Source organism: Sphingomonas sp. SRI_018, from assembly GCF_057586275.1.
This window is the reverse complement of record NZ_JBYCZO010000001.1, coordinates 1,723,664-1,736,920: the sequence shown is the minus strand read 5'-3', so window position 1 is coordinate 1,736,920 and position 13,257 is coordinate 1,723,664. Positions and strand designations below refer to the sequence as shown.

Sequence of the window (13,257 nt, the reverse complement as noted above, 5' to 3'; positions counted from 1 at the left end):
GATCACCCCTGCAGCAGCTTCATGATCGACATCGCCTGCTCGGCGCCCGACTGGGGGGTCGTCTCGCCGGTGCGGTCGATGATCTCGGCCCAATGTGCCGCGACTCCCTCCGGGCTCAGTTCCTCGCCTTGCAGCCGCTTGCCTTGGGTCAGCGTGACATAGGCCGCCTGGAATACGCCGGCGCCGGCGCCGACGATCATGTTGGTCGGCGCGTCCTCGCTCACCAGGAACAGCGCCGCCGGCGCCACCGCTTCCGGCGCGAACAGCTTGAACGCGTCGCCGGGGAAGATGTCCTCGGTCATGCGCGTGCCGGCGGTCGGCGCGATGGTGTTGACGCGGATGTTGTACTTGGCGCCCTCCAGGTACAGCGTCTTGGTGAGCCCGGCGAGGCCGAGCTTGGCCGCGCCGTAATTGGCCTGGCCGAAATTGCCGTAGAGCCCGGTCGACGACGCCGTCATCAGGATCCGGCCGTAGTTCTGCTCGCGCATCGTCTCCCACACCGCCTTGGTGCAGTTGGCCGAGCCATTGAGGTGGACATCGACGACGAAACGGAAATCCTCCGGCTCCATCTTGGCGAAGCTCTTGTCGCGAAGCACGCCGGCGTTGTTGATCAGGATATGGACGCCGCCCCAGGCCTCCTTGGCCTTGGCGACCATCTCGACCATCTGGGCATATTCGGTGACGCTGCCGCCGTTCGACATCGCCTCGCCGCCGGCGGCCTTGATCTCTTCGACCACCTTGAGCGCCGCGTCCGAATGGCCTGTGCCGTCGCGCGCGCCGCCGAGGTCGTTGACGACCACCTTCGCACCGCGCCGCGCCAGCTCGAGCGCATAGGCGCGCCCCAAGCCGCCGCCCGCACCGGTGACGATCGCGACCTTGCCGTCGAAGCGAATGGACATGGAAAAACCTCCCCGAATCCGTGATCCGGGGAGGCTGTAGCGCACGTTTACGTAAAGGGAAAGCGGCCTATTTTGGGCTGCGGCGCTGCATGCAATGATCGGTCTCGCCCTTCTTGCACGGCGGGTATTTGGCGAGCGGAGCCGGCGGCGGGAACGCCTGGTCCGGCGGAGGCGCCTGCTGGAAGGTGGGCTGCACCCCAGGCTGCGGCGTGCCCTGGAGCGCCGGCGTGCTCGGCTGATAGCCGCCGGCCGGGTCTGGCGTAGTGCCGGTGGTGGGCGCCGTGGGGCTCGCCGTGTCGGGCGGCGGCGGTGGAGGTTGCGTCTGATCCTGCGCAAAGGCGGGAGCGGCGATGGCGAGCATTCCCGCCACGATGATCGACTTCATCAGTCTCTCCTCGAGAACGGCGCACGAAGCGCGTGCGTCGAGGAGGCTAACGCAGAGCGGCGAAAGTCGTTTCGCGCCTGACGCAAATGTAATGTGGGGGAGCGTTAAAGCTCCTCCCCGTGCCGGGGAGGAGCTTTGAGTTCACCCTCCCGCGTCAAGCGCGTAGCCGGCGGAGCGGACGGTGCGGATGATGTCGGGCCGGCCGCCGACGTTGATCGCCTTTCTGAGCCGCCGGATGTGGACGTCGACCGTGCGGCTCTCGATGTCGCTGTCGTGCCCCCATACCGCGTCGAGCAGCCGCTCGCGCGAGAACACCCAGCCGGGATGCTCGAGGAAATGCTTGAGCAGCCGGAACTCGGTGGGTCCCAGCGGCACCACGTCGCCGCCGCGGCGGACCTTGTGGCCGACCGTGTCCATCTCGATGTCGGCATAGGTCAGCGCCTCGCCGGCCAGCGCCGGCCGCACGCGGCGCAGCACCGCGTTGACGCGCGCGACCAGCTCGCGGGGCGAGAAGGGCTTGGTGACGTAATCGTCCGCGCCGGTCTCGAGGCCGCGCACGCGGTCCTCCTCCTCGCCGCGCGCGGTCAACATGATGATCGGCACGTTGGCGGTGTCGGGCGAGCGCCTGAGGCGCCGGCACACCTCGATGCCGGACAAGCCCTCGACCATCCAGTCGAGCAGCACGATGTCGGGCGTCGCTTCCCTGGCGAGCAGCAGCGCCTCCTCGCCGTCGGGCGTCTGGCGCACGTCGAAATCCTCGCGGCGGAAGTGCCAGGTGACGAGTTCGGCAAGCGCCGGATCATCCTCGACCAGCAGCATTCGGGCTCGGCTCATATCGGTTCCCCCGGTACTTTAGGGTTCAAACGCCGCCGCCAGCGTCGCCGGTCTCGCGGTCGGCGAGATAGCGGCCGGTGGCGGCGAAATAGACCATTTCGGCGATGTTGGTGGCGTGATCGCCGATCCTCTCCAGGTTCTTGGCGACGAACAGCAGGTGCGCGACCTGGCTGATCGTGCGCGGGTTCTCGACCATGTAGGTGACCAGCACCCGGAAGATCGAGTTGTAGAAATCGTCGAGCGCGCTGTCGCGCTCGTGCACGCGCACCGCCGCCTCGGCATCGCGCGCGGAGAAGGCGTTGAGCACATCGTGTACCATGTCGGCGGCGAGCGCGGCCATCGCCGGCAGGATCGAGATCGGCTCGATGCGGTCCTCGCCGTGGATCGACGGCACGCGCTTGGCGATGTTCTTGGCATAGTCGCCGATCCGCTCGATCACCGCGGCGATCTTGAGCGCGGCGATCACCTCGCGCAGGTCGTCCGCCATCGGCGCCCTCAGCGCGATCACGCGGACCGCCAGCTTCTCGACCTCGGCCTCGAGCGCGTCGAGGTCCTTGTCCTTGGCGCGGACTTCGCTCGCCAGCGCGGTGTCGTTGCGTTGGAGCGCGGTGATCGCGTCGGCGATCGCCTGCTCGGCGAGGCCACCCATCTGGCTGATGAGGCCGCGCAGCTCGCCGATGTCCTGGTCGAAGGCCTTGACGGTATGTTCGTGGCCGGTTGCCATTCTACTCGAACTCCTCAGCCGTAGCGGCCGGTGATGTAATCCTTCGTCCGGGGCTGCTGCGGGTTGGTGAACAGTTCGCTGGTCTCGCCATATTCGACGAGCTGCCCCAGGTGGAAGAACGCGGTGCGCTGCGAGACGCGGGCGGCCTGCTGCATGTTATGCGTAACGATCACGATCGCATAGTTGCCGCGCAATTCGTGGATCAGCTCCTCGATGCGCGCCGTGGCGATGGGGTCGAGCGCCGAGCAGGGCTCGTCCATCAGGATCACCTCGGGATCGACGGCGATCGCGCGGGCGATGCACAGCCGCTGCTGCTGGCCGCCGGACAGCGCGGTGCCGCTTTCCTGCAGCCGGTCCTTGACCTCGTCCCACAGGCCGGCGCGCTTCAGCGACCGCTCGACGATCGCATCGAGATCGGCCTTGGACGCGGCGAGCCCATGGATGCGGGGGCCATAGGCGACGTTCTCGTAGATCGACTTGGGAAAGGGGTTCGGCTTCTGGAACACCATGCCGACGCGGGCGCGCAGCTGCACCACGTCCATCGCGGGGGCGTAGATGTCCTCGCCGTCGAGCGTGATGTTGCCCTGGACCCGCGCCGACGGGATGGTGTCGTTCATGCGGTTCATGGTGCGCAGGAAGGTCGACTTGCCGCACCCGGAGGGGCCGATGAAGGCGGTGACATGCTCCATGTCGATGTCGATCGACACGTCGCTCACCGCCTGCTTGGCGCCATAGAAGACGCTGACGTTGCGGGCCGCCATCTTGAGCGTTTCGGTCGTGTCGATCGTCACCAGCGGGTCTCGAACTTGTTGCGAAGATAGATGGCGAGGCCGTTCATCGCCAGCAGGAAGAGCAGCAGCACCAGGATCGCGGCGCTGGTCTTCTCGACGAAGCCGCGGCTGACCTCGTCCGACCACAGGAAGATCTGCACCGGCAGCACCGTCGCCGGATCGGTGAGGCCGTCGGGCGCCTGGGCGATGAAGGCGCGCATGCCGATCATGAGGAGCGGCGCGGTCTCGCCGAGCGCGCGCGCCATGCCGATGATCGTGCCGGTCAGGATGCCCGGCAGCGCCAGCGGCAGGACATGGTGGAACACCACCTGGATGCGGCTCGCGCCGATGCCGAGTGCGGCATCGCGGATCGAGGGCGGCACCGCCTTGATCGCATTGCGCCCGGCGATGACGATCACCGGCATGATCATCAGCGCCAGCGTCATGCCCCCCACGATCGGCGCCGACCGCGGCAGGTGGAAGGTGCCGAGGAACACCGCGAGCCCGAGCAGGCCGAAGATGATCGAGGGCACCGCGGCGAGGTTGTTGATCGACACCTCGATCAGGTCGGTCCAGCGGTTCTTGACCGCATATTCCTCGAGGTAGATCGCCGTGAGCACGCCGACGGGAAAGGCGATCAGCAGCGTCACCAGCATGGTGAGCAGCGACCCCTTGAGCGCGCCCCAGATGCCGACCGCGCCGGGATCGGTCGCATCGGCGCGGGTGAGGAAGCCCCAGTTGAAGCCGCTCTTCACCGCATCGGCCTCAGCGAGCTTGGCATAGGCCGCCTCGGCTTCCGGGCGGCCCGATCCGCGGGCGGCGCCGTCGATGTCGGTGGAGGCGGGGACGGCGATCACCGCCTTGCGCTTGAGCAGCGAGGGATCGGCCTTCACCGCGTCGCGTACCGTCGTCCAGGCATTGCCGGCGATCCAGTTGTCGGCACCCTCGCCGAACGCCTTCACCGCCGCCACCGACACCTGCTCCTCCAGCCCGGCGCTGGCGAGCGCCAGGTCGGCGCCGCGGCCGGAGAGCTGGTCGCGCGTGACGGGCAGTTCGAGCGCGGCGAAGTCGATCGGCAGACGGATCTCGGTGCGCTGGAAGCCCTGGATGCCGCTCCCCAGCATCGTCGCCAGCAGGTAGACAAGGAATGCCGCCGACAGCACGATCGCGCCGAGCCCGAGCAGCCGGAACCGCCGCTCAGCGGCGTAGCGGCGCTTCAGCCGCCGCTGCATCGCCTGGGTGCGCCAGTCGGTCGGCACGCGCGCCGGGGCGGCGAGGGCGGGCGCGCTATTCATAAGCCTCCCGATAGCGCTTCACCACGCGCAGCGCGACGATGTTGAGCAGGAAGGTGATGACGAACAGCGTCAGGCCCAGCGCGAAGGCAGCGAGCGTCTTCGGGCTGTCGAACTCGGCCTCGCCGGTCAGCAGGTCGACGATCTGCTTGGTGACGGTGGTCGCGCTCTCGAACGGGTTGAGCGTGATCGTCGCGGCGCCGGAGGCCGCCATCACCACGATCATCGTCTCGCCGATCGCGCGGCTGACCGCGAGCAGCACGCCCGCGACCACGCCCGGCAGCGCCGCCGGCAGCAGCACGCGGGAAATGGTCTCGCTGGTGGTGGCCCCCATCGCCAGGCTGCCGTCACGCATCGCGGTCGGCACCGCCGCGATCGAATCATCGGCCATCGACGAGACGAAGGGGATGATCATCACGCCCATGACGAGTCCCGCCGCCAGCGCGCTCTCCGAGGAGGCATAGGTCATGCCCAGCATCACCGCGACGTCGCGGATCGCCGGTCCCACCGTCAGCGCGGCGAAATAGCCGTAGACCACGGTCGGCACGCCGGCGAGGATCTCCAGGATCGGCTTCATCCACCTGCGCACGGCGGGGGCGGCGTACTGGGTCAGATAGATCGCGCTCATCAGCCCGAACGGGATGGCGACGATCATCGCGATCACGGCGCCGATGAAGAAGGTGCCCCAGAACAAGGGCACCGCGCCCAGCACCGATCCGGGATCGTTCGCCGGGATCACCTGCGGGCTCCAGTGCAGCCCGAATAGGAAGTCGGTGACCGGCACCACCGCGAAGAAGCGCGCGCTTTCGAACAGCAACGACACGAAGATACCGAGCGTGGTCAGGATCGCGATCAGTGACGCGACCAGTAGAGTCAGCATCATCGTCCGCTCGACCCGCTGGCGCGCGCGGAACGCCGGGGCGAGGCGGCTCAGCGCATAGGCCCCGCCCGCGAAGGCGAGCAGCACCGCGATGCCGGTCGCGATCCAGCGGTAGCGGTGCTCGGCGGCGGCGAACAGCGGCGCGAGCTGCTCCGACAGAGGGAAGAAGGCACCATAGGCATGGCCGTTGGCGAGCGCGCGCGCCTCGTCCAGGATCGAATCGCGTTCGAAGCCGAACGGCGGCAGCGCGTTCGCGGCGGGATCGGCGAGCACGCTCGCGGCGACGATCTGCGGCTCGATCACCGCCCAGACGGCGAGGAAGATCAGCGTCGGCACCACCACCCACAGCGCGACATAGGTGCCGTGCTGGCTCGGCAGCGAATGCGGCCGCTCCGGCCCGTCGGCGAAGCGCACTGCGCGGGCGCGCGCCGTCAGCCAGCCGATCAGGCCGAGTCCAGCGACCAGGAACAGGAGCGCATAAGGATTCAAGCGGCGAAATCCGGACGGAGCATGAGGATGATCGGCTGCCTTCTCAGTGGAGCGTCGCCGGATTGAGCGCAATCCCGTTGTTGAGGATGTCCTGCGAGCGCAGCCGCGTGGTGTTGGTCGCCGCGATCAGCCCGCGCTTGACCAGCGGGCCGCTCGGCTTCCACGCCTCGGCATATTCGTCGAGGAATTCCTTGAGGCCGGGAACGGCCTTGAGATGCGCCTTCTTGACGTAGAGATAGAGCGGCCGCGCGCCGGGATAGCGGCCCATCGCGATCGTCTCATAGGTCGGCTCGATCCCTTCCAGCGGCACGCCGTGCAGCCGGTCCTTGTTCTCCTCGAGATAGCTGTAGCCGAAGATGCCGACCGCGTTCGGATTGGCCGCGAGGTTCTGGACGATGAGATTGTCGTTCTCGCCCTTGTCGACATAGGGGCCGTCGTCGCGGATCTTGCTGCACACGTCCTTGAACCGGTCGGGATTACCGGCCTTCATCGCCTTGGCCGCGGGCATGGCCGCCTCGCAGCCGGGGTCCATCACCAGCTCGACGAAGGCGTCACGCGTGCCGCTGGTCGATGGCGGACCATAGACCTGGATCGGGATCGCGGGCAGCGCCGGATTGACGTCCTTCCACGTCCTGGCGGTGTTCTTCTCCCCCTTGGGATTGGCAGCGAGCGCCAGATAGATGTCCTGGCGAGTGAGCTTGAATTTCGGCCCGTTGTTCGATTCCGCGAGTGCGATGCCGTCGGTGCCGATCTGGATCTCCATGATCTCGCCGACGCCGTTCTGCTGGCAGGTGTCGTACTCGGACTTCTTCATCTGGCGCGAGGCGTTGAGGATGTCGGGGTGCTGCGGCCCGATTCCGGCGCAGAACAGCTTCACCCCGGCGCCGGTGCCGGTCGATTCGACCACGGGCGCCTTCATGTTGGAATGCTTGTTGACGAACTGCTCGGCGACCGCGGTCGTGAACGGATAGACCGTCGACGATCCGACGATCTTGATCTGGTCGCGCGACTGGCTGCCGCAGCCGGCGAGCGCCAACATCGGCAGCGCCGCTGCCACCAGCTTTCCGAACATGCGCATGTCGATGCCTCCCGAGGACCAGGGGCGCGACTCGCGCGGCCCTCAGGCGCCCTGTGTTTCAGTCACGTTACGGGTTGATGACACCGCGGCCGGCAGCAGGATCGAAACGGTGGTGCCGCGCCCGACTTCGCTGGCGATATCGAGCTGTCCGCGGTGGCGCTCGACGATATGCTTGACGATGGCGAGCCCCAGACCGGTGCCGCCGACCGAGCGGCTGCGCCCCGAATCGACGCGGTAGAAACGCTCGGTGAGCCGCGGCAGGTGATCGGGCGCGATACCCTCGCCCTCGTCGCTGACGGTGAGCCGCACCATCGTGCTGCCGGCCGGTGCGACGGCGATCCGCACCGGCGTTCCGGCCTTGCCGTATTTCATCGCGTTGCCCGCGATATTGTGGAGGAGCTGCGAAAGCTGCGCCCTGTCGCCGATCACCACCGGGACCGCCTTGGCCTCGACCACGAGGTCGGCCCCGCGGGGATCGGGCGTCGCGGCGAGCTCCGCACGGACCTCCTCGACCAGCGCCTGGAGATCGACCTTCTCCTCCGGCACGCGGTATTTCTCCGCTTCGATGCGGCTCAGCGACATGAGGTCGTCGATCAGCCGCTGCATCCGCCGCGCCTCGTCGAACATCACCCCCAGGAAGCGCTTGCGGATCGCGGGATCGTCGCCCGCCTCGTCGCTCAGCGTCTCGATGAAGCCGAGCAGCGCGGCGAGCGGCGTGCGCAGCTCGTGGCTGGCGTTGGCGACGAAGTCGACGCGGATGCGCTCGGCGGCGTGGCGGCCGGTCGAATCGGTCAGGTGGACGACGCGGCGGCCGTCGGGCAGCGCGCTGACCTGCATCGCCCAGCGCTGGTCGCGCGCCCCGAGCCCGACGAGATGGATGGGCTGGTGGCCCTCGTCGCCGCCGGCGTTGACCAGCCGTTCGGCCGCGGCCGGATGGCGGATCGCGAGGCGGACGTCCTCGCCCAGGATATGCTCGCCGAGCAGCTGCCGCGCGGCGGCGTTGGCATGGGTGACGCGGGTGCCGGCGATCACCAGCACGGGTTCGCCGATCGCCTCGATCAACGCGCTGGTTGCCGCATGTGGCGACGGCGTCGCTGTCGGCTGGGGCGCGCGCTGCTCCGCCTCGGGCAGCGCCGCCAGCAGCAGCACCGCTGCGAAGCCGGCGACCAGCACCAGCAGCATCGCCGAGACGTCGTGATTGAGCAGATAGCCGACCAGCGCGGCGACCGCGATCAGGCCGAAGGCGACGAGCGCGCGTGCGGACAAGCCGAACCCCATGGACGATGCCTTAAACGTCAAGCGTGCGATGCGATAGGGCGAGGAGCAGGCGGCGGTTCAAAGCTCCTCCCCGGCACGGGGAGGGGGACCGCCGCGCGTAGCGCGGTGGTGGAGGGGGCTCGCCTCACTCGAGCCGCTGGCGGAGGGCCCCCTCCACCAAGCCGCTACGCGTCTTGGTCCCCCTCCCCGTGCCGGGGAGGAGCTATGCCGTCACCGAACTCAGTCCCCGCAACGCCGGCACCAACTCTTCGTAGGAATCGATCACCGCATCCGCCCCCAGCTCCTCGACCGGCTGCATCAGGAAGCCGAAGCTCACCGCAATCGACGGTATGCCGGCATTACGTGCCGCCTGCATGTCATAGATCGAGTCCCCGACGAACGCGGCGGGACCGCGCCCGCACAACTCGATCATGTGCAGGATCGGCGTGGCGGAGGGCTTGGCATTGCCTTTGCCGAGCGTGTCGCCGCCGATCAGGCAGTCGAACCGGTCGCGCAGGTTCAGCTCGCGCATCAGCTTCTCGGCCAGCGCCTCGAACTTGTTGGTGACGATCCCGACCTTCACCCCCATCGCCTTCAGCGCATCGACCGCCTCGATCATGCCGGGGAAGGGCCGACTCTCGACCGCGATGTGAGCCTCGTAGAAGCCGAGCAGCAGCTTGTAGAGCCGCCGGAACTCCTCGTCGGAGCAGCCGCCGGTGGCGTCCAGCGCGAGGCGCAGCATATTTTTGGCGCCCCCACCGATCATCGGCTCGACCTCGTCGCGCGTCAGCAGCGGCCGCCCGGCCTCGCTCAGCGCGTGATTGACCGCCGCCGTCAGATCGCCGGAAGTGTCGAGCAGAGTGCCGTCGAGATCGAACCCGACGATCGCAAAGGGAAAATCATGCATCGCCCCTGCGCATGGCCGCTTCGCTATGGAATTGGCAAGACGTTCGTGGCAGGGGCGCCGCTGTGACCCGTCCTCGACCGATCGCCGCCATCATCCTCGCCGCCGGCCAGGGCACGCGGATGAAGTCCGACCTCCACAAGGTGCTGCACCCGATTGCGGGGCGGCCGATGCTGCTGCACCTGATCGCCAGCGTCGCCGAGCTCGCGCCGCAGCGCACGATGGTGGTGGTCGGCGCGCGCCGCGAGCAGGTCGAAGCGGCGGTGGCGCCCGTCGGGGCGGAGATCGTCCATCAGGCCGAGCAACTCGGCACCGGCCATGCCGTGGCGCAGGCCGAGAATGCGCTCGGCGGCTTCGCGGGCGACGTGCTGATCCTCTACGGCGACGCGCCGCTGGTCACCGCCGCGACGATGCGGCGGATGATCGAGCGCCTCCACGCGCCGGACCAGCCGGCCTGCGTCGTGCTCGGCTTTCGCCCCGCCGACCCGGGCGCCTACGGCCGCGTGATCGCCGACGCGGATGGGCGTATCGCCAAGATGGTCGAGTTCAAGGATGCCAGTCCTGAGGAGCGTGCCGAAACGCTTTGCAACTCCGGCGTGCTGGCGGTCCGCAACGAGGATCTGTTCGCGCTCCTCGCTCGCGTCAGCAATGCCAATGCCGCTGGCGAATATTATCTTCCCGACATCGTCATGCTCGCCGCCGCCGAGGGCCGCGCCTCCGCAGTGATCGAGACCGACGCGGCGGAGGTCGCCGGCGTCAACAGCCGGGCCGAGCTCGCTGAGGTCGAGGCGATCTGGCAGGCTAAGCGTCGCACCCGCGCCATGGCCGAGGGCGCCACGCTGATCGCGCCCGAGACCGTGTGGTTCTCCTACGACACCGAGGTGGGTCGCGACGTGACGATCGAGCCCAATGTCGTGTTCGGCCCGGGCGTCAGCATCGCCGATGGCGCGACGATCCACGCCTTCTGCCATTTCGAAGGTGCCACGGTCGGACATGGGGCGGAGGTCGGCCCTTATGCGCGGCTGCGACCCGGCGCCGTGATCGGCAAGCGTGCCAAGGTCGGCAATTTCGTCGAGATCAAGAAGTCGAAGCTGGGAGAGGGCGCCAAGGCCAACCACCTGACCTATCTCGGCGACGCGACGGTGGGCGCGGGGGCGAACATCGGCGCCGGTACCATCACCTGCAATTACGACGGCTTCTTCAAATACCGGACGGAGATCGGCGAGGGCGCCTTCATCGGCTCGAACAGCGCGCTGGTCGCGCCGGTCAGCATTGGCGCCGGCGCGATCACCGGCGCGGGCGCGGTTATCACCAGGGACGTCGAGCCCGACGCGCTCGCGCTGGTCCGCCCGGAACAGACCGCCAAGCCCGGCTGGGCGAAGCGCTTCCGCGAGACGATGCTCGCCCGCAAGAAAGCCGCGAAATGACCGACCGCTACGACGGCAAGCCGTTCCTGCGGCTGCTCGACAGCTATGTGCTCGACGCGATCGGCTTCCTCGACGCGGGCGGCGAAGCGGCCGCGCGCGATGCCGAGGCGGCGGTGCGCGACACCTACGGCCTGTCGGGCGGCTGGCGTGAGATGGTGGCATCGGAGATGAAGTTCCCGGACGGAATGCCCGGCGCGCTCCGCGAGATGTGGACCAGCGGACGCAAGCGCTTCATCGAGACAGAGGGCCATGAGCCTGATCCCGGCGAGTTCGTCCGGACGTTCGTCGATACCAATTTTGCGCGCTGAGGCGCGGGGGGAGAGCATCGCGCCATGTGCGGAATTGTCGGTATCCTGGGCACCAGCGAGGTCGCAGAGCGCCTGTTCGAGGGCCTGAAGCGCCTCGAATACCGCGGCTATGATTCGGCGGGCATCGCGACGCTCACCGACCGCGGCATCGAGCGCCGCCGCGCCGAGGGCAAGCTCGCCAATCTCGCCGCGCGTCTCGCCGCCGATCCGCTTCCCGGCACGATCGGCATCGCCCACACCCGCTGGGCGACGCACGGCGCGCCGACCGAGGACAACGCCCATCCGCACATCGTCGGCGACGTGACGATCGTCCACAACGGCATCATCGAGAATTTCAAGCCGCTCCGTGACGAGCTGATCGCCGCCGGCCGCGAGTTCAAGTCGCAGACCGATACGGAGGTGGTCGCGCACCTCGTCGACCGCGAGCTCAAGGCCGGCAAGTCCCCGCGTGACGCTGTGGCGGCGGTGCTGCCGCGGCTCCACGGCGCCTTCGCGCTTGCGGTGCTGTTCGCGAGCGAGCCCGACCTGCTGATCGCTGCCCGCCTCGGCGCACCGCTCACCGTCGGCTACGGCGAAGGCGAGAACTACCTCGGCTCCGATGCCCATGCGCTCGCCGGACTCACCCAGCGCATCGCCTATCTCGACGAGGGCGACTGGGCCGTGCTGACCCGCGAGCGCATCGAGATATTCGACCGCGACAACAATCCCGTCACGCGCGAGATCGTCGCCTCCGGCGTCTCGCCGGCAATGATCGACAAGGGCAACTACCGCCACTTCATGCTCAAGGAGATCCACGAACAGCCGGTGGTCGTCGGCGACACGCTGCGGAGCTACATCCGCCCGGTCGAGCAGATGGTGGCGCTGCCCGACATGGACTTCGATCTCGGCAAGATCGAGCGCGTCGTGATCATCGCCTGCGGCACCGCCAGCTATGTCGGCATGATTGGCAAATACTGGATCGAGCGGTTCGCCCGCCTGCCGGTCGAGGTCGATGTCGCCTCCGAATACCGTTACCGCGATCCGGTGCTGCCGCCGAACACGCTCGGCGTGGTGGTGTCGCAGTCGGGCGAGACCGCCGACACGCTGGCGGCGCTGCGCCACATGAAGGCGAACGGCGTCACCACCGCCGGCATCATCAACGTGCCGACCAGCTCGATGGCGCGCGAAGTCGACCTGCTGCTCTCCACCCATGCCGGGCCGGAGATCGGCGTTGCCTCGACCAAGGCGTTCACCTGCCAGCTCGCGGTGATGGCGGCGCTCGCGGTCAACCTCGCCCGCGCCAAGGGCAGGCTGACCCCGGAGGAGGAGCGCGAGATCGTCCGGCACCTGATCGAGGCTCCCGCCGCGATCAACGCCGCGCTCGCGCATGATGAGGAGATCGAGGCGATGGCCCATACCATCGCCGGCGCCCGCGACGTGCTCTACCTCGGCCGCGGCCCTGAATATCCGATGGCGTTGGAGGGCGCGCTCAAGCTCAAGGAAATCAGCTACATCCACGCCGAAGGTTACGCCTCGGGCGAAATGAAGCACGGCCCGATCGCCCTCATCGACGACAAGGTCCCGCTGATCGTCCTCGCGCCCTCGGGTCCGCTGTTCGACAAGACGGTCAGCAACATGCAGGAGGCCCAGGCCCGCGGTGCGCAGGTGGTGCTGATCTCCGACGCCGCCGGCATCGCTCAGGCGGGCGAGGGCACGATCGCGACGATCGAGATGCCCGAGGTCCATCCGCTGATCGCGCCACTGGTCTATGCCGTGCCGGTGCAGCTGCTGGCGTACCATGTCGCGGTGGCGAAGGGCACCGACGTCGACCAGCCACGCAACCTCGCCAAGTCGGTGACGGTCGAATAACCTCGCGCGGAAGCGCTCACGGGATTGTGCAACGACAATAAAGTTTTCCCATGAACAATAAAGTCGTCCCGCCACCAATAAAGTTTTCCCCACTATCGGCGGGCTAAGCAGTTATCGAAGGAAGCACTATCACGTGGAGTTCAGCGGCAGCGCGGCAATGAA

Annotated in this window: 13 protein-coding genes; 3 read left to right on the top strand and 10 right to left on the bottom strand. The window is 68.0% G+C overall.

What is annotated here, in order from left to right; genetic code table 11:
• Positions 1-2 precede the first annotated feature (2 nt).
• From AC2YHA_RS08060 to AC2YHA_RS08015, 10 genes are all read right to left on the bottom strand, one after another.
• Complete coding sequence (locus tag AC2YHA_RS08060) at positions 3-899, bottom strand: SDR family NAD(P)-dependent oxidoreductase (RefSeq protein ID WP_487401065.1); 897 nt, start codon at positions 897-899, stop codon at positions 3-5.
• Between the two features lie 67 nt (positions 900-966).
• Positions 967-1,284 carry a hypothetical protein gene (locus tag AC2YHA_RS08055; RefSeq protein WP_233785999.1) on the bottom strand — a complete coding sequence of 106 codons (318 nt, stop codon included), beginning with the start codon at positions 1,282-1,284 and terminating at the stop codon, positions 967-969.
• A 141-nt stretch (positions 1,285-1,425) separates the two neighbouring features.
• Positions 1,426-2,118 carry a phosphate regulon transcriptional regulator PhoB gene (phoB, locus tag AC2YHA_RS08050; protein WP_233786000.1) on the bottom strand — a complete coding sequence of 231 codons (693 nt, stop codon included), beginning with the start codon at positions 2,116-2,118 and terminating at the stop codon, positions 1,426-1,428.
• Between the two features lie 25 nt (positions 2,119-2,143).
• Positions 2,144-2,842, bottom strand: coding sequence for a phosphate signaling complex protein PhoU (phoU, locus tag AC2YHA_RS08045; RefSeq protein ID WP_233786001.1), 699 nt, complete (start codon positions 2,840-2,842; stop codon positions 2,144-2,146).
• A 14-nt stretch (positions 2,843-2,856) separates the two neighbouring features.
• Complete coding sequence (pstB, locus tag AC2YHA_RS08040; RefSeq protein ID WP_233786533.1) at positions 2,857-3,603, bottom strand: phosphate ABC transporter ATP-binding protein PstB; 747 nt, start codon at positions 3,601-3,603, stop codon at positions 2,857-2,859.
• Between the two features lie 26 nt (positions 3,604-3,629).
• On the bottom strand, positions 3,630-4,907 hold the full coding sequence (gene pstA / locus AC2YHA_RS08035; RefSeq protein WP_487401064.1) for a phosphate ABC transporter permease PstA: 1,278 nt from the start codon (positions 4,905-4,907) through the stop codon (positions 3,630-3,632).
• The gene (gene pstC, locus AC2YHA_RS08030; protein WP_487401063.1) at positions 4,900-6,273 is read right to left on the bottom strand and encodes a phosphate ABC transporter permease subunit PstC; all 1,374 of its coding nucleotides are present in this window, start codon (positions 6,271-6,273) and stop codon (positions 4,900-4,902) included. Before pstC ends, pstA begins: the two co-directional genes overlap by 8 nt.
• 43 nt (positions 6,274-6,316) lie before the next feature.
• Positions 6,317-7,351, bottom strand: a complete 1,035-nt coding sequence (locus tag AC2YHA_RS08025) for a PstS family phosphate ABC transporter substrate-binding protein (RefSeq protein ID WP_487401062.1) — start codon at positions 7,349-7,351, stop codon at positions 6,317-6,319.
• A gap of 42 nt (positions 7,352-7,393) precedes the next feature.
• Positions 7,394-8,629, bottom strand: a complete 1,236-nt coding sequence (locus AC2YHA_RS08020; protein ID WP_487401061.1) for a sensor histidine kinase — start codon at positions 8,627-8,629, stop codon at positions 7,394-7,396.
• Between the two features lie 202 nt (positions 8,630-8,831).
• On the bottom strand, positions 8,832-9,515 hold the full coding sequence (locus AC2YHA_RS08015) for an HAD-IA family hydrolase (RefSeq protein ID WP_487401060.1): 684 nt from the start codon (positions 9,513-9,515) through the stop codon (positions 8,832-8,834).
• A gap of 11 nt (positions 9,516-9,526) precedes the next feature.
• Here AC2YHA_RS08015 and glmU point away from each other — a divergent pair, with 11 nt between their 5' ends.
• Genes glmU through glmS form a run of 3 tightly spaced genes read left to right on the top strand, consistent with a single transcriptional unit; the run spans position 9,527 to position 13,095 of the window.
• A complete protein-coding gene (glmU, locus tag AC2YHA_RS08010) occupies positions 9,527-10,939 on the top strand; it encodes a bifunctional UDP-N-acetylglucosamine diphosphorylase/glucosamine-1-phosphate N-acetyltransferase GlmU (protein ID WP_487401059.1) in 1,413 nt (470 codons plus the stop codon).
• A complete protein-coding gene (locus AC2YHA_RS08005) occupies positions 10,936-11,247 on the top strand; it encodes a hypothetical protein (protein WP_233786009.1) in 312 nt (103 codons plus the stop codon). The genes glmU and AC2YHA_RS08005 overlap by 4 nt, the downstream gene beginning before the upstream one ends.
• A 24-nt stretch (positions 11,248-11,271) precedes the next feature.
• Entirely contained in the window at positions 11,272-13,095 is a 1,824-nt protein-coding gene (gene glmS, locus AC2YHA_RS08000; RefSeq protein ID WP_487401058.1) for a glutamine--fructose-6-phosphate transaminase (isomerizing), read from the top strand.
• Positions 13,096-13,257: the final 162 nt, after the last annotated feature.

Excerpts from the sequence above, each read along its gene's own strand:
- AC2YHA_RS08005 (WP_233786009.1), top strand. The coding sequence starts at position 10,936 with ATGACCGACCGCTACGACGGCAAGCCGTTCCTGCGGCTGCTCGACAGC.
- AC2YHA_RS08060 (WP_487401065.1), bottom strand. The coding sequence starts at position 899 with ATGTCCATTCGCTTCGACGGCAAGGTCGCGATCGTCACCGGTGCGGGC.
- glmS (WP_487401058.1), top strand. The coding sequence starts at position 11,272 with ATGTGCGGAATTGTCGGTATCCTGGGCACCAGCGAGGTCGCAGAGCGC.
- AC2YHA_RS08015 (WP_487401060.1), bottom strand. The coding sequence starts at position 9,515 with ATGCATGATTTTCCCTTTGCGATCGTCGGGTTCGATCTCGACGGCACT.
- pstB (WP_233786533.1), bottom strand. The coding sequence starts at position 3,603 with ATGGCGGCCCGCAACGTCAGCGTCTTCTATGGCGCCAAGCAGGCGGTG.
- pstA (WP_487401064.1), bottom strand. The coding sequence starts at position 4,907 with ATGAATAGCGCGCCCGCCCTCGCCGCCCCGGCGCGCGTGCCGACCGAC.
- glmU (WP_487401059.1), top strand. The coding sequence starts at position 9,527 with ATGGCCGCTTCGCTATGGAATTGGCAAGACGTTCGTGGCAGGGGCGCC.
- AC2YHA_RS08025 (WP_487401062.1), bottom strand. The coding sequence starts at position 7,351 with ATGCGCATGTTCGGAAAGCTGGTGGCAGCGGCGCTGCCGATGTTGGCG.
- AC2YHA_RS08020 (WP_487401061.1), bottom strand. The coding sequence starts at position 8,629 with ATGGGGTTCGGCTTGTCCGCACGCGCGCTCGTCGCCTTCGGCCTGATC.
- AC2YHA_RS08055 (WP_233785999.1), bottom strand. The coding sequence starts at position 1,284 with ATGAAGTCGATCATCGTGGCGGGAATGCTCGCCATCGCCGCTCCCGCC.
- phoB (WP_233786000.1), bottom strand. The coding sequence starts at position 2,118 with ATGAGCCGAGCCCGAATGCTGCTGGTCGAGGATGATCCGGCGCTTGCC.
- phoU (WP_233786001.1), bottom strand. The coding sequence starts at position 2,842 with ATGGCAACCGGCCACGAACATACCGTCAAGGCCTTCGACCAGGACATC.